The 20716-nt window shown below is 75.2% G+C and carries 19 protein-coding genes; 8 read left to right on the forward strand and 11 right to left on the reverse strand.

Going from position 1 to position 20716, the window contains the following annotated elements; translation table 11 throughout:
• Nucleotides 1-81: 81 nt before the first annotated feature.
• The 3 genes from ACIP67_RS35965 to ACIP67_RS35975 all read left to right on the forward strand — a co-directional run bounded on the left by ACIP67_RS35965 (nucleotide 82) and on the right by ACIP67_RS35975 (nucleotide 5156).
• Nucleotides 82-1656 carry an alkaline phosphatase D family protein gene (locus tag ACIP67_RS35965; RefSeq protein WP_401697548.1) on the forward strand — a complete coding sequence of 525 codons (1575 nt, stop codon included), beginning with the start codon at nucleotides 82-84 and terminating at the stop codon, nucleotides 1654-1656.
• A gap of 191 nt (nucleotides 1657-1847) precedes the next feature.
• The gene (locus ACIP67_RS35970) at nucleotides 1848-3263 is read left to right on the forward strand and encodes a GNAT family N-acetyltransferase (RefSeq protein WP_401697549.1); all 1416 of its coding nucleotides are present in this window, start codon (nucleotides 1848-1850) and stop codon (nucleotides 3261-3263) included.
• 201 nt (nucleotides 3264-3464) lie between these two features.
• Entirely contained in the window at nucleotides 3465-5156 is a 1692-nt protein-coding gene (locus ACIP67_RS35975) for a DUF885 domain-containing protein (RefSeq protein WP_401697550.1), read from the forward strand.
• Nucleotides 5157-5248: 92 nt separating this feature from the next.
• On the opposite strand, the gene ACIP67_RS35980 is transcribed toward ACIP67_RS35975, so the two are convergent.
• On the reverse strand, nucleotides 5249-5746 hold the full coding sequence (locus ACIP67_RS35980) for a rhodanese-like domain-containing protein (RefSeq protein WP_401697551.1): 498 nt from the start codon (nucleotides 5744-5746) through the stop codon (nucleotides 5249-5251).
• A gap of 159 nt (nucleotides 5747-5905) precedes the next feature.
• Here ACIP67_RS35980 and ACIP67_RS35985 point away from each other — a divergent pair, with 159 nt between their 5' ends.
• Entirely contained in the window at nucleotides 5906-6352 is a 447-nt protein-coding gene (locus ACIP67_RS35985; protein WP_401697552.1) for an Lrp/AsnC family transcriptional regulator, read from the forward strand.
• 86 nt (nucleotides 6353-6438) lie between these two features.
• Here ACIP67_RS35985 and ACIP67_RS35990 read toward each other — a convergent pair whose 3' ends face one another.
• From ACIP67_RS35990 to ACIP67_RS36010, 5 genes are all read right to left on the reverse strand, one after another.
• On the reverse strand, nucleotides 6439-9432 hold the full coding sequence (locus ACIP67_RS35990) for an AAA family ATPase (RefSeq protein ID WP_401697553.1): 2994 nt from the start codon (nucleotides 9430-9432) through the stop codon (nucleotides 6439-6441).
• Complete coding sequence (locus ACIP67_RS35995; protein WP_401697554.1) at nucleotides 9429-10592, reverse strand: exonuclease SbcCD subunit D; 1164 nt, start codon at nucleotides 10590-10592, stop codon at nucleotides 9429-9431. Before ACIP67_RS35995 ends, ACIP67_RS35990 begins: the two co-directional genes overlap by 4 nt.
• 124 nt (nucleotides 10593-10716) lie before the next feature.
• Nucleotides 10717-11343, reverse strand: coding sequence for a YigZ family protein (locus tag ACIP67_RS36000; protein ID WP_401697556.1), 627 nt, complete (start codon nucleotides 11341-11343; stop codon nucleotides 10717-10719).
• A 603-nt stretch (nucleotides 11344-11946) separates the two neighbouring features.
• On the reverse strand, nucleotides 11947-12510 hold the full coding sequence (locus ACIP67_RS36005; protein WP_401697557.1) for a SixA phosphatase family protein: 564 nt from the start codon (nucleotides 12508-12510) through the stop codon (nucleotides 11947-11949).
• On the reverse strand, nucleotides 12507-13355 hold the full coding sequence (locus tag ACIP67_RS36010; protein ID WP_401697559.1) for a hypothetical protein: 849 nt from the start codon (nucleotides 13353-13355) through the stop codon (nucleotides 12507-12509). The genes ACIP67_RS36005 and ACIP67_RS36010 overlap by 4 nt, the downstream gene beginning before the upstream one ends.
• Before the next feature lie 114 nt (nucleotides 13356-13469).
• Here ACIP67_RS36010 and ACIP67_RS36015 point away from each other — a divergent pair, with 114 nt between their 5' ends.
• Nucleotides 13470-13877, forward strand: a complete 408-nt coding sequence (locus ACIP67_RS36015; RefSeq protein WP_401697560.1) for a CoA-binding protein — start codon at nucleotides 13470-13472, stop codon at nucleotides 13875-13877.
• Nucleotides 13878-13934: 57 nt separating this feature from the next.
• Nucleotides 13935-15158 (forward strand): 4-hydroxybenzoate 3-monooxygenase, encoded by a 1224-nt coding sequence (locus ACIP67_RS36020; RefSeq protein ID WP_401697561.1) that lies wholly within the window; start codon nucleotides 13935-13937, stop codon nucleotides 15156-15158.
• 46 nt (nucleotides 15159-15204) lie between these two features.
• On the opposite strand, the gene ACIP67_RS36025 is transcribed toward ACIP67_RS36020, so the two are convergent.
• Nucleotides 15205-15552 carry an ArsR/SmtB family transcription factor gene (locus ACIP67_RS36025; protein ID WP_401697661.1) on the reverse strand — a complete coding sequence of 116 codons (348 nt, stop codon included), beginning with the start codon at nucleotides 15550-15552 and terminating at the stop codon, nucleotides 15205-15207.
• A gap of 75 nt (nucleotides 15553-15627) precedes the next feature.
• Here ACIP67_RS36025 and ACIP67_RS36030 point away from each other — a divergent pair, with 75 nt between their 5' ends.
• Nucleotides 15628-16878 (forward strand): cation diffusion facilitator family transporter, encoded by a 1251-nt coding sequence (locus tag ACIP67_RS36030; RefSeq protein ID WP_401697563.1) that lies wholly within the window; start codon nucleotides 15628-15630, stop codon nucleotides 16876-16878.
• A gap of 2 nt (nucleotides 16879-16880) precedes the next feature.
• Here ACIP67_RS36030 and ACIP67_RS36035 read toward each other — a convergent pair whose 3' ends face one another.
• From ACIP67_RS36035 to ACIP67_RS36045, 3 genes are all read right to left on the reverse strand, one after another.
• On the reverse strand, nucleotides 16881-17438 hold the full coding sequence (locus ACIP67_RS36035) for a YbaK/EbsC family protein (RefSeq protein ID WP_401697564.1): 558 nt from the start codon (nucleotides 17436-17438) through the stop codon (nucleotides 16881-16883).
• Nucleotides 17439-17678: 240 nt separating this feature from the next.
• Complete coding sequence (locus ACIP67_RS36040) at nucleotides 17679-18251, reverse strand: helix-turn-helix domain-containing protein (protein ID WP_389517206.1); 573 nt, start codon at nucleotides 18249-18251, stop codon at nucleotides 17679-17681.
• A 144-nt stretch (nucleotides 18252-18395) separates the two neighbouring features.
• Entirely contained in the window at nucleotides 18396-19160 is a 765-nt protein-coding gene (locus tag ACIP67_RS36045) for an acyltransferase (RefSeq protein WP_401697566.1), read from the reverse strand.
• A 122-nt stretch (nucleotides 19161-19282) separates the two neighbouring features.
• Here ACIP67_RS36045 and ACIP67_RS36050 point away from each other — a divergent pair, with 122 nt between their 5' ends.
• Nucleotides 19283-19810, forward strand: a complete 528-nt coding sequence (locus ACIP67_RS36050; protein ID WP_401697567.1) for a gamma carbonic anhydrase family protein — start codon at nucleotides 19283-19285, stop codon at nucleotides 19808-19810.
• A 190-nt stretch (nucleotides 19811-20000) separates the two neighbouring features.
• Here ACIP67_RS36050 and ACIP67_RS36055 read toward each other — a convergent pair whose 3' ends face one another.
• Entirely contained in the window at nucleotides 20001-20663 is a 663-nt protein-coding gene (locus tag ACIP67_RS36055) for a DedA family protein (protein WP_401697568.1), read from the reverse strand.
• Nucleotides 20664-20716 lie beyond the last annotated feature (53 nt).

The following is a 20716-nucleotide window of genomic DNA, read 5'->3' on the forward strand; positions in this document are numbered from 1 at the left end:
CCTGCGGTTTCCGTGTGCGCTGCGGCGTACCAGTAGGTGTGACGGTGCACACCGGCCGGTACCGTCCCAGGAGGCCCCTCCATGTCGTTCAGTCCGCTCCCCGGGCGCCGCAGTGTTCTGCGGGGCTCGTTGGCCGCGTCCGCGGCGCTGACCCTTCCCGTCGCCGCCGGGGCGGCGCCCGCCCTCGCCCTGTCCGGGCGGCCCGCGGCGAAATGGGGTGTGCAGACCGGGGACGTGTCCGCACACACCGGACTGGTGTGGGTACGCTCCGACCGTCCCGCGCGGATGATCGTGGAGACGGCCGCCACGGAGTCGTTCCGCGACGCGCGCCGCTTCCACGGTCCGCTGCTCGGCGCGGGCACCGACTTCACCGGCACGACGCAGTTGCGCGGGCTGCCGGCCGGCGAGCAGGTCCACTACCGCGTGCTGCTCGCCGACCCGGACGATCCGCGCCGCACCGGCGAGCCGGTGACCGGCACGTTCCGGACCGCGTCCGACACGCGGCGCGACGGCGTGCGGTTCGTCTGGTCCGGCGACCTGGCCGGGCAGGGCTGGGGCATCAACCCGGAGATCGGCGGTTACCGGATCTACGACGCGATGGCCGCCCTCGACCCGGACTTCTTCCTGTGCAGCGGCGACAACATCTACGCCGACGGCCCGCTCACCGAGACGGTCACCCTGCCCGACGGGCGGACCTGGCGGAACGTCACCACCGAGGAGAAGGCGAAGGTCGCCGAGACCCTGGCGGAGTTCCGCGGCAACTTCCGCTACAACCTGCTGGACGAGAAGCTGCGGGCCTTCAACGCCCGGATCCCCTCGATCATCCAGTGGGACGACCACGAGGTCACCAACAACTGGTTCCCGGGCGAGATCTTCACCGACACCCGGTACACCGAGAAGAACGTCGACGTGCTCGCCGCGCGGGCCCGGCAGGCGTTCTCGGAGTACTTCCCGCTCTCGACACTGCGCCGCCCCGACGGCCGGATCTACCGGGTGCAGCACCACGGACCGCTGCTGGACGTCTTCGTCCTGGACATGCGCACCCACCGGAACGCGAACTCGGCGGACGACCAGACCACCGACGCGCAGGGCATCCTCGGCCGTGAGCAGCTGGAGTGGCTCAAGCGCGAGCTGTCCCGCTCCCGGGCCGTGTGGAAGGTGATCGCCTCGGACATGCCGATCGGCCTGGTGGTGGCGGACGGCACCGACGGGGCCGCCAACTTCGAGGCGGTGGCGCAGGGCGACCCGGGCGCACCCCTCGGCCGTGAGCTCCAGATCGCCGAACTGCTGCGGTTCGTCAAACACCGGCGGATCACCGGCACGGTGTGGCTGACCGCCGACGTCCACCACACCTCGGCCCAGCACTACGACCCGTCCCGGGCCGCATTCCAGGACTTCGCGCCGTTCTGGGAGTTCGTCTCCGGGCCGCTCAACGCGGGCGCCTTCCCGGCGAGCGCGCTGGACGGCACGTTCGGCCCGGACCGCGTCTTCGTCAAGGCCCCCACCGCGTCCAACGTCTCCCCCGCGGAGGGCTACCAGTTCTTCGGCGAGGTCGACATCGACGGCGACAGCGGGGAGCTGACGGTCCGGCTGCGCGAGCAGGACGGCACCGTGCTGTTCACCAAGGTGCTCCAGCCGGGCCGAGTCGGTCAGTAACTCCCGTACTCTGTAAGGGCGCTCCGCGCATCGGCGTCATCCCCCGGTGCGCGGCGCGGTCCCGTACGACCTGCGGCTCCACAGCCGTAGAAGAATCAACAAACCGGACATATGCTCCCTTTACCCATCAGTCACACAGCGTTCGCGATCACGCAACACCACTCCTTCACAGTGGCCGCATGAGTCGAGACATGTCTGATGTGACGCGCCACAAACACGGGCGCCCGGTGCACCACTGGCGGCGGGACGCGGTCGAGCTCGCCGCGCTCTTCACGGCGGTCGCGGTGGCCGACGTCGTCGCGAACCTCGTGGGGCACGGCCCCGACGGCCCCGGACTGCTGGTCCTCTCCGCCGCCGCGCTGATCGCCACGGCGGGGTTCCACATCTGGTGGTCACGCCGCCACGGTCACGCACCTCCCACGAGTGATACCGATGCCCGGCCGCCCTCCCCCGAGGGCCAGGCCGGGCCGTCCGGGCTCCCCGGCCGGGCCGCCGGGGAGAGCGCCCTGTGGCGGATGCGGACGACGGTGAAGGACGAGCCGGGGTCGCTGGCCGCGCTGTGCGCGGCGCTGGCCGAGCACCGGGTGGACATCCTCAGCCTGCAGACGCACCCGCTGGGCGAGGACACCGTCGACGAGTTCCTGCTGCGCGCCCCCGGCGCGCTGGCGGGCGCCGACATCACCCGGGCCGTGGCACGGGCGGGCGGCGCGGACACCTGGATCGAGCGGGCCGACGCCCACGACCTGGTGGACGCCCCGACCAGGGTGCTGGGCCTCGCCACCCGTACGGCCCTGGACGCGGCGGAACTCCCGCTCGCGCTACGCCAGTTGCTCGGCCGGTGCACGATCCGTTCGCTGCCCGCCACGGCGCGCGGCGCTGAGCGGCGGCCGGACGGCGTGCCCGTGGAAGGGGTCCTGGAGGACACCGTGATGCGTCTGCGGGCGCCGGAAGGCGGAGTGATCACCGTGGAGCGGCCGTACCTGCCGTTCACCCCGACCGAGTTCGCGCGGGCGCGGGCACTGGTGGAACTGGACGCCCGCCTGGGCCCGCGCGTCCCGCGCGGACACGACGTGCTGACGCTGCCGGAGGGCGACGACATCACCGTGCGCCGGGCGGACCTCGGTGACCTGGAGGCGGCGAAGGCGATGCACGAGCGCTGCTCGGCGCGCACGCTCGGCATGCGCTACCACGGGCCGGTCGGCGACGCCGACCGCTACCTCGACCACCTGCTCAGCCCCCGTTTCGGCCGCACCCTCGCGGTGCAGACGCCGTCCGGGCGCGTCGTCGGCCTCGGGCACCTCCTGTGGGACGGCGACGAGACGGAGGTGGCGCTGCTCGTCGAGGACCAGTGGCAGCGGCGCGGCATCGGCGGCGAACTGCTCGGCCGGCTGGTGGCGATGGCCGTCGAGGCGGGCTGCGAGAGCGTCTACGCCGTGACGCAGTCCTCCAACACCGGCATGGTCGCCGCCATGCGCGGCCTCGGCCTGCCCCTCGACTACCAGATCGAGGAGGGCACCCTCGTCATCACCGCCCGGCTGAACCTGCCGGCCGGGAGCGGTGCGGAGCTGTCGCTGGAGGGGTCCGGGGAACGGACCGTCCGCGACTGACCCCGGTCACCCCGGTCACCCCGGTCACCCGCGGACGGCCCGGTCACCCCGGTCACCCGCGGACCGCCCGGTCACCCGCGGACCGCCCGGCGTCCTTCGGCGCCGGGCCGTCCCGCATCAGGGGCCTCGGCGGATGCTGCCGCCCGCCGCGTCGGAGCAAACGCCGTGACGCGCGCCTCCCCGCGTACGAGGATGGTGCGCATGTCGCAGACCCACACCCCGCTGCCCCGCGAGGTCGCCGACGCCTACGTCGACGAGCTCATCGCCCTCGACCCGGTCACCGGTACCTATCTCGGCGTGAAGGAGAGCTCGAGCCGTCTGCCCGACTTCTCACCCGCGGGCCAGGAGGCCCTCGCCCGGCTCGCCCGGGACACGCTGGCCCGGCTCGACGAGGCGGAACGGCGGCCCGGCGCGGACCAGGACGTCGAGCGCCGCTGCGGACGGCTGCTGCGCGAGCGGCTCACCGCCGAACTCGCCGTGCACGACGCCGAGGAGGGCCTGCGCTCGGTCGGCAACATGTCCACCCCGGCGCACCACGTGCGCGAGGTGTTCACCGTGACGCCGACACAGACCGACGAGGACTGGGCGGCGATCGCCGAGCGGCTGCGCGCGGTGCCGGCGGCGCTGGCCGGCTACCGCGAGTCCCTGGCGCTCGGCCTGGAGCGCAAGCTGTACGCGGCGCCGCGGCCGACCGCCACGTTCATCGGCCAGCTCACCGAGTGGGCGGACCCGGACGGCTCGGGCCGCGGCTGGTTCGAGACCTTCGCCGCCGACGGGCCCGACGCGCTGCGCACGGAGCTGGACGAGGCGGCCCGGGCGGCCACCGCGGCGATCGTCGCCCTGCGGGACTGGGTGCGTGATGTGTACGCGCCGACCGTGGAGGCCGCGCCGGACACCGTGGGCCGCGAGCGCTACGCGCGCTGGTCCCGCTACTTCAACGGCACCGACCTCGACCTCGACGAGGCGTACGCGTACGGCTGGTCCGAGTACCACCGCATCCTCGCCGAGATGAGGCGGGAGGCGGAGAAGGTCCTGCCGGGCGCCGAGACGCCGTGGACGGCGCTCGCGCACCTCGACGAGCACGGCAAGCACATCGAGGGCGTCGACGAGGTCCGCGACTGGCTCCAGGGCCTGATGGACCAGGCGATCGACGCGCTGGACGGCACCCACTTCGAACTCGCCGAGCGGGTGCGGAAGGTGGAGTCGCGCATCGCCCCGCCCGGCAGCGCGGCGGCCCCGTACTACACGTCCCCGTCGGAGGACTTCTCCCGCCCGGGCCGCACCTGGCTGCCGACGATGGGCCTGACCCGCTTCCCCGTCTACGACCTCGTCTCCACGTGGTACCACGAGGGCGTCCCCGGCCATCACCTCCAGCTCGCGCAGTGGGTGCACGTGGCCGGGGACCTCTCCCGCTACCAGGCCACGGTCGGCATGGTGAGCGCCAACGCCGAGGGCTGGGCGCTGTACGCGGAGCGGCTGATGGACGAGCTCGGCTTCCTCACCGACGCCGAGCAGCGGCTGGGCTACCTGGACGCGCAGATGATGCGCGCGGTGCGGGTCATCGTCGACGTCGGCATGCACCTGGAGCTGGAGATCCCGGCGGACTCCCCCTTCCACCCGGGTGAGCGCTGGACCCCGGAGCTCGCCGAGGAGTTCTTCGGCGCGCACAGCAGCCGTCCGGCGGACTTCGTGGCGAGCGAACTGACCCGCTACCTGAGCATCCCCGGCCAGGCCATCGGCTACAAGCTCGGCGAACGGGCCTGGCTGCTGGGCCGGGAGAGGGCCCGCGAGCGGCACGGCGACGCCTTCGACCTGAAGTCCTGGCACATGGCGGCCCTCTCGCAGGGGTCGCTGGGGCTGGACGACCTGGTGGACGAGCTGGCACGGCTGTGACCCACGGCGCGCGGAGAGGGGGCGGGGCCTCCCGCGGGGCCCTGACTCCGCGCGCCTCAGCAGCAGCCGCGGGGCCCTCTCTCCGCGCGGCCTCAGCAGCCGCAGTCCCCGGCGTCCACCGGCGCGGTCAGCGGATCGGCGTCGCGCCGCTCCCGGCCCTGCCAGGTCTCGAACTCGAAGCCCTCACGCACCCAGTACTCGAAGCCGCCGAGCATCTCCTTGACGCGGTAGCCGAGTTCGGCGAGCGCGAGGGCGGCACGGGTCGCGCCGTTGCAGCCGGGTCCCCAGCAGTACGTCACGACCGGGACGTCCTTGTCGAGGAGCTGTTCCGCCTGCTCGGGTATGAGCGCGGTGGGCAGGTGGACCGCGCCGGGAACGTGCCCCTGGTCCCAGGACGCGGTGGAGCGGGAGTCCAGGACCACGAAGCCGGGGTCGCCGCCGGCCGCGAGCGCGGCGGCCACGTCGGAGACGTCCGCATGGAAGACCAGGCTCGCCCGGAAGTAGGCGGCGGCCTCGGCCGGGGCCGCGGGAGCCACCCGCAGGACGGGGTGGGCGGGGGTGACGGCGGGGGTGGCGCTGAGGGCGGTCATCGCAGGGCCTTTCGCGGTGGTGCTGACTGCTTGGAGACTGGTCGGGGTGCTGACTGGTTCCCGATGACCGGAAATCTACGGCCGTCCATCCTCACGCTGAAGGGCAGTTCCCCGGCCGGCACCTTGCCCGGCCGGGGATTTCCCTGCTATTCCTCGGCCATGACCGCGTATTCCCCGGACGCCACCGACCGGCACATCCTCGACGTCCTCCAGCGGGAGGGCCGGGCCAGTTTCGCCGACCTGGCGCGTGCCGTGTCGATGTCGGCGAGCGCCGTCACCGAGCGGGTGCGGCGCCTGGAGGAGGCGGGCGTCATCCAGGGCTACGCGGCCGTCGTGGACCCGGAGCGGCTGGGGCTGCCGATCCTGGCGTTCGTCCGGCTGCGCTACCCCACCGGCAACTACAAGCCGTTCCACGACCTGGTGGCCGTCACCCCGGAGATCCTGGAGGCGCACCACGTCACCGGCGACGACTGCTTCGTCATCAAGGTCGCCGCCCGCTCGATGCGGCACCTGGAGGAGGTGTCGGGCCGGATCGGCACGCTGGGGTCGGTGACCACCAGCGTCGTCTACTCCTCACCGCTCCCCCGGCGCCCGCTCGCTCCTTGAGCCACCCGCACCCCCGCACCCCCGCACGCCCACGCGCCGGGGCGCCAGGGCGCCAGGGCGCCGGGGTCGGGCACAGGCGTCAGGCGTCAGGCGTCGGCGCGCTGGCGCACCACCGACCCGGCCCTGCCCTTGACGACCTCCAACTGCGCGTGGATCCGCCGCCGCAGGTCGGCCACGTGGCTGACGATGCCGACGCTGCGGTCGCGCTCGCGCAGGGAGTCCAGGACGTCGAGGACCTCGTCCAGGGTCTGGTCGTCGAGGCTACCGAACCCCTCGTCGATGAAGAGCGTGTCCAGCCGGACCCCGCCCGCCTCGTCGGTGACGACGTCGGCGAGGCCCAGGGCGAGCGCCAGCGAGGCGAAGAAGGTCTCGCCGCCCGACAGCGTGGACGTGTCCCGCTCCCGCCCGGTCCAGGCGTCGACGACGTGCAGTCCCAGCCCGCTGCGGCCGCGTCCGGTCCGGTCGTCGGAGTGGACGAGGGTGTAGCGCCCGGCGGACATGCGGTGCAGGCGCGCGGTCGCGGCGGCGGCCACCTGCTCCAGCCGGGCGGCCAGGACGTACGACTCCAGGCGCATCCTGCGCCCGTTGTCCGCCGAGGTGCCGGCGGTGAGGCCGGCCAGGCGGGCCACGCGGTCGTACTCCTCCCGCAGGGGGGCGAGCCGGCGCACGCCGTCGGCCGCGCGCGCGGACAGGCGGTCGAGTTCGGCGCAGCGGCGGGCGGCCGCGTCCTCGGCGGAGGCGGCCCGGCGCAGCCGTTCGGCGGCCTCGGCGGCGGCCTGTTCGGCCCTGGGGAGGTCGGCGGCGGGCCGCTGCGCGGCGGCCGCGGTCTCCGGCTCGGCGAGCACGGCCCGTACGGCCGCCTCCTCGGCCTGCCGGGCGTCCAGGCGCCGTTGCAGCTCGCGGTGGGCGCCGGCGTCGAGGAGGGCGTCGGCGGCGGCCCGCGGGGTGTCGAAGCCGGCCCGGAAGGCGGCCTCGTCGAGGCGTCCGTCGGCGGCCTTGAGGCGCTGGGCGCTCTCCTCGGCGGCGCGGGCGGCGTCGGCGGCGTCGGTGAGCCGGGCGGCCTGCCGCTCCAGGTGCGCGGCCCGCGCGGCCACGCTCTCCGCGGTGCCGCGCGCCTCGGCCAGTTCCTCCTCCAGTGCCGTCCGTTCCCGCTCCAGCCGCTCCCGGTGGCCCACCCGGGAGGCGGCGCGCACGGCGGCGTCGCGCAGGGCGGCCGTGCGCCGCTCGTGTTCCTGCTCGGCCCGGCGCTGCTCCTCGCGGGCCGGATGCAGCGCGGAGGCGTCCCGGCGGGCCTCGGCATGGCTGCGCTCCAGCTCGTCGGCCTCGGCGGCGAGCCGGTCGGTCGGGGTGTCGCCGGCCTCGGCGGTGGCGGCGGCGAGCGCCTCCCGGGCGAGACCGAGGTCGCGTTCGGCGTCCGCCCGCTCCCGCTCGGCCCGCTGGTGGGCGGCGAGGGCCTGTTCCTCGGCCTCCCGGCCGACGTGTCCGGCGACCTTGCGGGCGGGCGCGGGGTGGTCGGTGGCGCCGCAGACGGCGCAGGGCTCGCCGTCCCTCAGGGTGGCGGCCAGTTCGGCGGCGATGCCGTTGAGCCGCTGCTCCTTGAGGTCGAGCCAGTGCGTACGGGCCGTCAGCGCCCGCTCCGCGCAGGCGAGGACCCGCCGCTGGGCGTCCTCCGTGTCACGGACCAGCGCGTCGCGCAGCCGGGCCGCGGTCAGCCGCCGCCGGGCGGGCTCGCGCTGCACGGCGAGCTGCTCGGCGCGGGTGGCGGCCTCCTGGGCGGACTCGACGCGGGCCTGGAGCGACGCGCGGGTCGCCTCCCAGTCCGCGAGCCAGCCCTCGGTCTCCGCCAGCACGTCGTCGTCGGCGCGCTCCTGCCGGTCCAGGTCGGCGCGCTCGGCGAGCAGACCGGCCAGGCGCCGCTCGCCGCGACGGGCCGACTCCAGGCCGCCCAGCTCCTGCGCGGCGCGGCGTGCGGCGGCGGCGAGCCCGGCCGCGCCGGCCTGCGCGAACCGCTCCGGGAGCAGCCCGCGCGCGCGGGCCTCGGCGTCGGCCGCCCGGCGGTGCTCGGCCTCGGCGGCGTCGCGCAGCTCCAGCGCCGGCGCCACCGCCTCCGCCTTGCGGGCCCGCTCCATCCGCTCCCGCGCCTCCCGGTGCTCCCCGGCCCGCTCATGAAGCAGCCGGGACCGCTCCCGGGCCTGCGCGAACCGCTCCTGCAACCGGGCCAGTTCCCGTACGTCGGACAGGACGCGCTCGGCGGCGGCGCGGGCGGACTCGGCCGCGAGGCTGCCGCACTCGGCGACCGTCAGCTGCTCCCGCGCGGTGCCGCGGGCGACGGCGGCGGCGCCCAGCACGGCCTCGGCGAGTCCCGGCTCGCCCGGGGCCAGCTCGGGCAGTTCCATGGCGTCACCGGCGGCCTGCTGCATGCGGTGCGCGTCCGCCAGCAGAGCCGCGTCGCCCTCCCGCACGCGTGCCTCCGCCGTGCGCCGCCGTTCCGCGAGGCGCTTTTCGACCTCGGCGAACCGCGCGGTGTCGAAGAGGCGTCCGAGCAGCCGGCCGCGCGCCTCGGCGTCGGCCCGCAGGAAGCGCGCGAAGTCGCCTTGGGGCAGCAGCACGACCTGGCAGAACTGCTCGCGGCTCATGCCGAGCAGCTGGGTGATCTCCTCGCCTATCTCCTGGTGGGAGCGGCTGAGGTCCTTCCACGTCCCGGCGACGGCGTCGTACTCGCGCAGCTCGCTCTGGGCCTTCTCGACGGTCGTGCCCGTCCCGCGCCTCTTGGGGCGTTCCCAGGGCGGCCGGCGGGTGACCTCCAGCCGGCGTCCGGCGACGGTGAGTTCGAGGGTGACCTCGGTGCGGGTGCCGGGGGCGGCGTGGTCGGAGCGCAGGGTCAGGCCCTGGGCGCTCTGTCGGGCGCCCGGGACGGAGCCGTACAGCGCGTAGCAGACGGCGTCCAGGACGGACGTCTTGCCGGCGCCCGTCGGTCCGTGCAGCAGGAAGAGGCCGGCGGCGGACAGCTCGTCGAAGTCGACGCTCTGGGAGCCGCCGAAGGGGCCGAAGGCGGTGAGGCCGAGCCGGTGCAGCCTCATCGGGCGACCTCCCGGACGGCGTCGTCGGCGCGGACGGCGTCGAAGGCGTCGCGCAGGACGGCCCGCTCGCGTCCGTCCGGGCCCGCCCCGCGCACATGGGCGACGAAGTCCTCGGCGACCTGCTGGTCGCTGCGGCCGGCGAGACGCCGGGCGTACGAGACGCCGGGGTCGTCCGGTGCGCGGTCGGGGGCGAAGACGAGGCTGAGGGTGTGCGGGAAGCGCTCGGTGAGCCGGGCCATGGGTTCGGCCGGGCGGACGGCGTCGGTCAGCGTCGCCTCCACCCAGGCCTCCTCGTGCCGGGCCAGCGCGGGGTCGGCGAGCAGTTCCTCCAGCGTGCCCCTGAGGCGGGCCAGCGCGCGCGGCACCGGGCAGTCGATCCGCTCGGCGTCGACCGAGCCGTCGGCTCCGAGGTCGACGAGCCACATCGTCTTGCGGTGCCCGGCCTCGGAGAAGGAGTACGGCAGGGGCGAGCCGGAGTAGCGCACGCGCCCGGTGATGGTCTGGCAGCCGTGCAGATGCCCGAGCGCCACGTAGTCGACGCCGCCGAAGACGCCGGCGGGCACGGACGCGACGCCGCCGACGGTGATGTCCCGCTCGCTGTCGCTGGGTTCCCCGCCGGTGACGAAGGCGTGGGCGAGGACGACGGAGCGCGTTCCGCGCGCGCGGCCGGCGAGGTCGGCGCGGACCCGGTCCATGGCGGCGGCGAGCACCGTCTCGTGGCCCGCTCTCTCCACGCCGAACTCGTCCTTCACCAGGGCCGGCTCCAGGTAGGGCAGCCCGTAGAAGGCGATGTCGCCGTGTGCGTCGGTGAGCACCACCGGGGTGCCCGCCGCCGCGGGGTCGGTGCGCAGGTGGACGCCCGCGCGCCCGATCAGTCCGGCGCCCACGCCGAGGCGCCGGGCGGAGTCGTGGTTGCCGGAGATCATGACGGTCGGCACGCCCAGCGCGGCGAGCCGGTGCAGGGCGTCGTCGAACAGCTCCACGGCGGCGAGCGGCGGCACCGCCCGGTCGTACACGTCTCCCGAGACGACCACCGCGTCCACCTCGCGCTCCCGCACGGTGGCGACGAGGTGGGCGACGAACTCGGCCTGGGCGCCGAGCATGTTCACCCGGTGGAACGCCCGGCCGAGATGCCAGTCGGAAGTGTGCAGGAGCCTCATGGGCTCCGAGACTAACGGCCGGGTCCGACATCACGGCCGGTCACTCGCGCGGCGCACCGTCACACCGAGCACCACAAACGGACGTTACGGACATTTGCCTTGCGTGAGCGGAGTGACCGCCGCCTCACGCGTCCCCGTACGCCTCCCCGCCCACCTCGAAGCCGGCCGTGCCCGCCGTCACGTCCGCGAGCCACGCGCGGACGGCGTCCACGTCGGCGTCCGGCAGCCCGATCTCGATCGCGACCGCCTCCCCGTAGCGCACGTCCCGCACCTCGCGGCCGGTGGCGCGCAGGTCGTTCTGCACCTTTCCGGCCCGCTGGTGGTCCACCGTCACCGTGGCCAGGCGGAAGCGGCGGCGGGTGATCGTGCCGAGGGAGTCGAGGGCCTCGCCGACCGCGCCGCCGTAGGCGCGGATCAGTCCGCCGGCGCCGAGCTTCACACCGCCGTAGTAGCGGGTGACGACCGCCACGACGTGACGCATGTCACGGCGCAGCAGCATCTGGAGCATCGGCACGCCCGCGGTGCCGCCGGGTTCGCCGTCGTCACTGGCCCGCTGGACGGCGGCGTCGGCGCCGATGACGTAGGCCCAGCAGTTGTGGGTGGCGTCGGCGTGCTCCTTGCGGACGGCCGCGACGAAGTCCTGGGCCTCCCGCTCGGTGGCCGCCGGCGCCAGGGCGCACAGGAAGCGGGAACGGTTGACCTCGGTCTCGTGCACGCCCGCGTGGGCGACCGTGCGGTACTCGTCCTGCATCCGGCCAGCCTATGCGGTGGCACGTGGACCGCCGTCGCCGCGTGTGCGGGCGGGAGGGGTGCGGGGCCGCCGTGCCGTCCACCCCCCGGGCGGCCTCCCGACGGGGCCGGGCGCGTCCGGCCGTCGGGCGCGTCCGTCGTCGGGCGCGTCCGGCCGTCGGGCGCGTCCGTCGTCGGGCGCGTCCGTCGTCGGGCGCGGGCCTTCCCGGCTCGGGCCCGGCAGCAGGGCGGGCCCCCGCACCTGCACCCGCGCACCCGCACCCGCACCCGCACCCGCACCCGCACCCGCACCCGCAAGTGATCACGGTCCGCCGGGGCACCCAAGTGCCGGGGCGTCGGGGCGTCTGAGTACCGGGGCGTCGGAGTGCCGGAGTGCCGCACTCGCGAGCCGTCTCCGGACCGGGAGCGCGCCCCGGGCCGGCGCCGAGGTGGCCGAGCGGGGCGCCCCGGTGACTCGGGGCACACCCTCCGGACGTGGGGCGGCAACGCCCCGCTGCCGGGCCGCCCCCGACGACTCGGGGCACACCGCCGCCGGGGACGCTACCCGCCGGGAACGCCGCCGCCGAAGCGTCCGGAGCGCCGGCCGAGCGGACCGCGGACCGGCTCAGCGGGCGCCTCTGGGAACGGCCGCCGCCGTCAGCCGGGCCCGGCCCGGAGCCAGGTCCGCCCAGCCGGGCCCGGACCAGTCCAGCACCGCGATCGCCGACGTGGGGAACTTCACCCGCACCCGCTCCAGGGTGTCGCCGGGCCCGTCCCCGGCCAGGGCGAGGACCAGTTCCTGGAGGCCGGGGTTGTGCCCGACCAGCAGCAGCGTCCCGACGTCGGCGGGCGTCTCCCGGACGACCGCCAGCAGGTCGTGCCGGTCGGCCGCGTACAGCCGGGGCTCGTACCGGACGGGCGGCCGGCCGTCCCACTCGGCGCCGGCCAGCTCCCAGGTCAGCCGGGCGCGCACGGCGGTGGAGCACAGCGCGAGGTCGGGGACCCAGCCGCCCTGCGCGAGCGCCCGCCCCGCGGCGGGCGCGTCCCGGCGACCGCGCGCGCCCAGCGGCCGCTCGTGGTCGGCGACGCCCTCCGGCCACGCCGACTTGGCGTGCCGCAGCACCACCAGCCGCCGCGGCGGCCCGGCGGCGGCCCCGGGTCCGGCACCCGTGCCGGTGCCGGTGTTCACGCCGGAGCTCCCAGGTCGCGGGTGAGGTCGAGGCCGAGGAGACGGTCGGCGTAGGCGTACGTCTCGAAGCGGGCGCCGGGCGGGAGGTCCGTCCCGGCTTCTTCCACCGTCCGCAGCACGCGCAGCACCTCCGGCACGTCCAGGTCGTCCTCCCAGGCGGCGCGGAGCCGTCCGCGCACCTCGTCGGGGACGGGCCGTGAGGGCTGTCGCGCCCAGTCGGCGACGGCGCGCCGCCAGCGCGCGAGGGTGTCGTGGGCGGCGTGCAGCGCGTCGGCGTCGAGCGGGGCGGGCCGGCGGTGGTGGTGCGACAGCAGGGCGAGACGCAGAACGGCGGGGTCGGTCCCCGGACGGCCGTCGTCACCGTACTGCCGCCCGGCGGGACCGGACGACCCGACGGCGGACGCCCCGACGGCGGACGGCACCTCGCCGGACGACCCGACGCCGGACGGCCCGAGCAGATCCGGCGGTAGCACGTCGGCGGGGGCGGGCCGGACGGGTGCCACGGCGATCCGGACGCCGTCGGGCGTCTCGCCGTCCTCCGCGACCACGTGCAGGGCACGGGCCGCACCGGTCCCGGCCGCGAGGTCCCGCCCCTCCTCGAAGGGCCGGACCCCCAGGGCCGTCCCGGCCGCCCGCAGTTCCCGCTGGTCCCCGCCGCCGGTGAGCAGGGCCAGGACGGGCGTGCCACCGAGCTCCAGGGCACGGACGAGGAGATCGGCGACCAGGAGGACCCGGAGCGCGCCGGGGCCGTACCCGGGCGCGTGGACCTGGACGCGGGTCAGGCCCCGGCGGGCGGGGGCGGCGACGACGGACTCGCCGGTTCGGGCGTCGATGATGCGCAGCACGGGGCGAGCGTAGGCGGGTGGCGGGCCGTTCGCAGTCCGACGGCACGGAATCAGGGCCGCCCGTGAGGTGTTGACCCGGTCACCACACGTCCCCGTCCGTCAAGGAGGCCGCCGGTGCACGGCGACGAGGCAACGATCCGCAGGATCCTCACCGAGCTCGGCGACACCTGGGCGGTGGTGGGCCTGTCGACCAACTCCCGGCGGGCGGCGTACGGCGTCGCCGGGGTGCTCCAGCGCTTCGGCAAGCGGATCGTGCCGGTCCACCCCAAGGCGGAGACGGTCCACGGGGAGCGGGGGTACGCCTCGCTCGCGGACATCCCGTTCGAGGTGGACGTCGTCGACGTCTTCGTCAACAGCGACCTCGCCGGAGCCGTCGCGGACGAGGCCGTCGCCAAGGGTGCCGAGGCCGTGTGGTTCCAGCTCGGCGTGGTCGACGAGGGCGCCTACGACCGCACGCGCGCCGCGGGGCTGGACATGGTGATGGACCGCTGCCCGGCGATCGAGATCCCCCGCCTGGGCTGAACCGCTGGACCGCTCCGGCCCCCTGACGTCCTTCGAGGGGGCACCCATAATGTGCGGATGACCACCGCCTCCTCCCGCCCCGACTCCCCCGCGCCGGAACGGACTCCGGTCGTCGTCGTGGGCGCCGGCCCCGCCGGTCTGACCGTCGGCAACATCCTGCGTGCCGCGCGCGTCGACTGCGTGGTCCTGGAGACGGAGAGCCGCGCCTTCATCGAACGCCGGCCGCGGGCCGGAGTCCTGGAGGAGCGGGCGGTGCGCGCGCTCCAGCGGCGCGGCCTGGCCGCCAACCTGCTGGTGCGCGCCCAACGGCACACCGCCTGCGAGTTCCGCTGCGACGGCGAGCGGTACCGCTTCTCCTACGGTGAGCTCACGGGCCGCCACCACTTCGTCTATCCGCAGCCGCTGCTGGTGACGGACCTCGTGCGTGAGTACGTCGACGTGCGCGGCGGGGACGCCCGGTTCTCGGTGCGCGAGGTCGCCCTGCACGACCTCGACACGGACGCCCCGTCGGTGTCGTACCTCTGCCCCGAGACGGGGGAACGGCGTCTGCTGCGCTGTGACGTCGTGGTCGGCGCGGACGGGGCGCGCGGGGTCAGCCGGGCCGCGCTGGTGCCGGAGCGGGCGCGCATCGCGCGGCACGACTACGGCACGGGCTGGCTGGCGCTGCTGGCGGAGGCGCCGCCGTCGTCCGACTGCGTGCTGTTCGGCATCCATCCGCGCGGGTTCGCCGGTCACATGGCCCGCAGCCCCGAGGTCACCCGTTACTACCTCCAGTGCCCGCCCGGCGACGACCCGGCGAACTGGTCCCACGAACGCGTCTGGGCCGAGCTGCGCGAGCGCCTCGGGGCCGCCGGCGCGCCGGAGCTCACCGAGGGCAGGCTGATCGAGAGACGCGTGCTCGACCTGCACGACTACGTCGTCGAGCCGATGGCGCACGGGCGGCTGTTCCTGGCCGGGGACGCGGCCCACCTGGTGGCGCCCATCGCCGCCAAGGGCATGAACCTCGCCCTGCACGACGCCTTCCTGCTCGGCGACGCCCTGGTCGCGTCGGTGCGGGACGGTGACGCGTCGGGGCTGGAAGGCTATTCGGAGGCGTGTCTGCGTCGGGTGTGGGACTACCAGGAGTTCTCGCAGTGGCTGTCCGAGGTGTACCACGGCTCCGCCACGGGCGATCCGTTCCGCACGGGGACCACGCGCGCCCGGCTGCGCCGCCTGTTCACCTCGCCCGCCGCCGCGGCGGCGTTCGCGGAGCAGTATCTGGGGGCGGCGGAGCGGTACTGACCGGGTCTCGGACCGTCAGCCGGGCCTGCGGCTGGTCGTGCACTGCCTACTCGTGCACCGGCTGGTCACCGAGCCGGTGGTCCGCCACGCTCAGCGCCTCGTCGACCAGGCGGCGCAGATGGCCGTCGCGCAGGGAGTAGATCACCCGGCGGCCCTCCTTGCGGGTGCCGACGAGCCCCGCCAGCCGCAGCCGTGCCAGATGCTGGCTCACCGCCGGACGGGCCGCCCCGCACACCTCCGTCAGCGTCGTCACGTCCGCCTCGCCCGAGGTCAGGGCGTGCAGCAGGGTCAGGCGCGTACGGTCGCCGAGCAGGGCGAGCAGCTCGGCCGCGAGGGCGAACTGCTCCTCGCCGGGACTGCGCGGGTGCGCATGATGCGCAGGTGACAGGTGCATGCGTGCGCTCACACGCACATAATGGCGGAGTGGGCGGACGTACGTCCACCGCGGCGCACCGGAAAGGGGATCGACGTGAGCGAGCGGCACCGGCACGACCACGGTCACCACCACGACGGACACGAGCAGCACGGCGGCGACGAGCAGCACGGCCACCCCGGACACGACGGCCACGACGGCCACGACGGCCACGACGGCCTTCACGGACACGACGGCCACCATGGCGCAGAACCCCTCCACGGTGACCACCACGCTCACCCCTCCGACAGCCGCGATTCCGGGCACCACCACGGCGACCGGCACCCGCACCACCACCCCCGCCCGGGTCCGCGCCTGCGCCTGCGCCTGCGCCACCGCCTCGCCCACCTCCTGACCCCCCACTCCCACGAGACCGCCGACAAGCTGGACCGCGCCCTGGAGTCCTCGGCCCAGGGCGTGCGCGCGCTGTGGATCTCGCTGGCGGTCCTCGGCGTGACGGCGGCGGCGCAGGCGGCCGTGGTGGTGGCCTCCGGCTCGGTGGCGCTGCTGGGCGACACCGTGCACAACGCGGCGGACGCGCTGACCGCCGTACCGCTCGGGATCGCGTTCGTGCTGGGACGGCGGGCCGCCACCCGCCGCTTCACCTACGGCTACGGGCGGGCGGAGGACCTGGCGGGACTGGTGATCGTGCTGACGATCGCCGCGTCGGCGGCCTTCGCCGGATGGGCGGCCGTCGACCGGCTGCTGGACCCCCGGCCCGTGGCGCACGTGCCCGCGGTGGCGGCGGCCGCGCTCGTCGGCTTCGCGGGCAACGAGTGGGTGGCCCGCTACCGCATCCGCGTCGGCCGCGCGATCGGCTCGGCGGCGCTGGTCGCGGACGGGCTGCACGCGCGCACCGACGGTTTCACGTCCCTGGCCGTGCTGCTGGGCGCCGGCGGGTCCGCGCTGGGCTGGCGGGCGGCCGACCCCGTGGTGGGGCTGGCGATCACGGCGGCGATCGTGCTGGTGCTGCGGGACGCCGCTCGGGAGGTGTTCCGGCGGGTGATGGACGCCGTCGACCCGGCGCTGGTGGACCGGGCGGAGCGGGCGCTGCGCGAGGTCGAGGGCGTGCGCGGGGTGGGCGAGCTGCGGCTGCGCTGGATCGGGCACCGGCTGCGTGCCGAGGTCGCGGTCGTCGTGGACGGCGAGGCGACGGTCCGTGCGGCGCACGCGATCGCCGTGGACGCCGAACACGCCCTGCTGCACGCCGTGCCGCGGCTGACGGCGGCGCTGGTGCACGCGGATCCCGCGCCGGTGCCGGGCGAGGACGACCCGCACCGGGCCCTCGCCCATCACGCCGCGCTCTGAGGTCAGGCCGTGCCCAGGCCGTCCAGCACCACCGCGCCCGGCAGGCCGGCGAACGCCTTGCCCGGCACGAGCAGCTTCCCGCGCCGGCGTCCGCTGCCCACCAGGACGTAGGGCAGGTCGACGACGGCCGAGTCGACCAGTACCGGCCAGGTCTCGGGCAGTCCGACGGGGGTGATGCCGCCGTACTCCATGCCGGTCTCCCCGGTGGCCGTGTCCATCGACGCGAAGGAGGCCTTGCGGGCGCCGAGTTGACGGCGTACGACGCCGTTGACGTCGACGCGGGTGGTGGAGAGGACGACGCACCCGGCGAGCGTGGTGTCGCCGCCGCGCCGGCCCGCGACGACCACGCAGTTCGCCGACCGTTCCAGCAGTTCCTGCCCGTAGTGCTCCACGAAGACGGCGGTGTCGGCCCACCGCGGGTCGGTGTCGACGTAGAGGATCTGGTCGGCGGGGACGCTGCTGCTCCAGTGGCGTACGGCGTCGGCGACCGGGCGGGTCAGTTCGTCGAGGCAGTCGGGGGCGGGCCGGGCGTCGTCGAAGTGTCCGATGGGTGCGTCCATGGCCGCACGCTAACAGCAGCCCCACGGCGGGCGGACGCCCGTCCCGGCGCACCGGGGGGACGAACCCCGCGGCCGACGGGCCCGCCTCCGGACACCGCAGGCCGGACCGTACGGCCACCGGACGCCCGCCCCCGGACACCGCAGGCCGGACCGTACGGCCACCGGACGCCCGCCCCCGGCGCGGCAGACCGGACCGAACGGCCGCCGGACGCCCGTCTCGGCGTTCGGCGGACGCCCGTCTCAGCGCACGGGCGGCACCGACACCGTCAGCACCATCTCGGTCGGCACCTCGCCGTGGTTGGCGTAGGTGTGGGCCGCGTCGGCCTCGAAGGTGACGCTGGCGCCGGCCGGGACGCGGTACTCCGTCCCCTCGACGGTGAGGCTCAGCTCGCCGGCCGTGACGTGGGCGATCTCGACCGTGCCGGCCGGGTGCGGGTCGGAGCCGCTGCTCTCGCCCGGCATCAGCCGCCAGTTCCACATCTCCAGCGGGCCGGGTGCCTCCGTGCCCGCGAGCAGCCGGCTGTAGCTGCCGGCCTCGGTGTGCCACAGCCGGACCACCTGGTCGGCCGGGACGACACGGACCTTGGGGCCCCGCTGGTAGTCGAGCAGGGTGGTGATGCTGACGCCGAGCGCGTCACCGATCTTGACGACCGTGCCGAGGCTGGGGTTGGTGCGGGCCTGCTCGACCTGAATGAGCATCCCCCGGCTGACGCCGGCCCGGGCGGCCAGCACGTCCAGGGTGAAGCCGCGCACCGCGCGCCAGTGCCGGACGTTGCGCGCCAGGGACTGGGTCAGCAGGTCGAGGTCCGACACGTTCCGTCCACTTCGTTCAAACGTCGTTCACGTGCACCCGATGGTGCACCGAACTGTACTGCGAGCCTCCCGTGACAGCGCTCTCCACCCTGGCCGCGAGCCCTTCGGGGGCCGGCCGCCCTGGTGGCGGACCGCCGGCGCGGGTCAGGCCTCGGGCTCCAGCCGGGCCAGCCGCTCCGCCGCCTCCTCGTCCAGCCCCGACAGCGCGACCAGCTGCTGCGAGGTGACCCCGTCGGGGATCGGCACGGGCGCCGGGGTCCGCAACGGCGGCTGCCAGCCCTCGGCGGGCGTCCAGCGCCGTACGACGCGGGCGGGCGCCCCCGCCACCACGGCGTGGTCGGGCACGGTCCCGCGCACCACCGCCCCGGCCGCGACCACGACGTTCCGCCCGATCCGCGCCCCGGGCAGGATCACGGCCCCCGTGCCGATCCAGCACCCCGGCCCGATCTCCACGGGCTCCATCCGCGGCCACTGCCTGCCGATGGGCTCGTGCGGGTCGTCGTAGGAGTGGTTGGTGGAGGTGACGTAGACGTACGGCCCGAAGTAGCAGTCGCTGCCGATGGTGACCGTGGTGTCGGCGATGACATGGCTGCCGCGGCCCAGGACGACGCCGTCGCCGACGCGCAGGATCGGATCGGGCCCGAGGTCCAGGTCGGGCATCAGGCCTGCCGTCAGCGTGACCTGCTCGCCGACGATGCAGTGCGCGCCGAGGCGGATCCACGGCTCCCCGAAGACCGTGCCGAGCGGGAACGCGAGCCGGGTGCCGGTGCCGATCGAGCCGAAGCGGAAGCGGCCGGGGTGCTCGGCGGTGACCGAGCCGGTCCGCTGCACCCAGGCCCAGCCCGCGTGGACGGCGCGCTGCGCGAGGCGGCGCCGCCAGGATGAGAACGTGTTCTTGCGCTTCGGCACCCGCACACGGTACTCAGCCCGCGCGGACCCCAGGACGCCGCAACCCTGTGATCTTCACCCCACAGGGTGGCGTACGGTGCCGGTGTACCGCGGACGAGGAGCGGACGAAGAGGAGACGGTCGATGACGCACAAGGCGCTGATCACGGGCATCGGCGGCAGGCAGCCCGCGATCCACGAGGAGGCCTTCGTGGCCCCCACGTCCTCGGTGATCGGGGACGTGACACTGGGGGCGGGCGCCAGCATCTGGTACGGCGCGGTGGTCCGCGGCGACGTCGAGCGGATCTCCGTCGGAGCGCGGAGCAACATCCAGGACAACTGCACCCTGCACGCCGACCCAGGTTTCCCCGTCACCATCGGCGAGCGGGTCTCCGTCGGCCACAACGCGGTCGTGCACGGTGCGACCGTGGGCGACGACTGCCTGATCGGGATGGGGGCGACCGTGCTGAACGGCGCGGTGATCGGCGAGGGCTCGCTCGTCGCCGCGCAGGCGCTGGTGCCGCAGGGGATGGAGGTGCCGCCGGGCTCGCTGGTCGCGGGGGTGCCCGCGAAGGTCAAGCGGGAACTGACGGAGGAGGAGCGCCAGGGCGTCACGCTGAACGGCACCCTGTACGCGGACCTGGCCAAGGCCCACGCCGAGATCCACCGGTAGGGGGCCGAGCCCGGTCCGCCGACGGGCGGCAGGCGTCGGGCGGGCCGTGACCTCGCTGGGGACTCCGCCGCGTAGCAGTGACCGGCACGTCGCGCGGGAGTGACCGGCCCGCCGCGCGGAGCGTGCGCCCCCACCGGCGACCGGGCGCGAAGCACTCGGCCCGGCCCCGCCCTGCCCGGTCCCGCCCGGACTACTCCGAGGCCGCCACGGCCTCGGCCTCGGCCCCGTCCTCCCGCGCTGCGTCCTGCGCCTGCATCGTGCGGGCCTTGCGCTTGATCACCAGCATGGAGGTCAGGCCGATGAGCACGGCCACCACCAGTCCCAGCCAGGAGAACCTCTTCAGCCAGGACTCCGCGACGACACCCACGTAGTAGATGACGGCCGTCGTACCGCCCGCCCAGACGATCCCGCCCAGGACGTTGGCGATGAGGAACTTCCAGTACGGCATGTGCAGGACGCCCGCGAGCGGGCCCGCGAAGATGCGCAGCAGGGCGATGAAACGGCCGAAGAAGACGGCCCACATGCCCCACTTCTCGAAGGACCGCTCCGCCGTGGCGATGTGCCCCTCGCTGAAGTGCCGGGGGAACTTCCCGCCGAGCCAGGCCAGCAGCGGGCGTCCGCCCTTGCGGCCGATGGCGTAGCCGATGGAGTCGCCGATCACGGCGCCGGCGGTGGCGCAGGCACCGAGGACGAAGGGGTCGATCTCGCCGTGCTGGGAGGCGAGCAGGGCCGAGGAGACGAGGATGATCTCGCCCGGCAGCGGGATGCCCAGGCTCTCCAGGCCGATGACCAGGCTCACCAGCGCGTAGATGGCGACCGGGGGTACGGCCTCGAGCCACTCCTGGACGTGCATGGCCGAATCCTCCCGCTGGGCTGTGCCGCATCTGCTGGTTCCGGTGCTTCGGG

Source organism: Streptomyces sp. NPDC088812 (assembly GCF_044750285.1).
Taxonomy (GTDB): Bacteria; Actinomycetota; Actinomycetes; order Streptomycetales; family Streptomycetaceae; genus Streptomyces.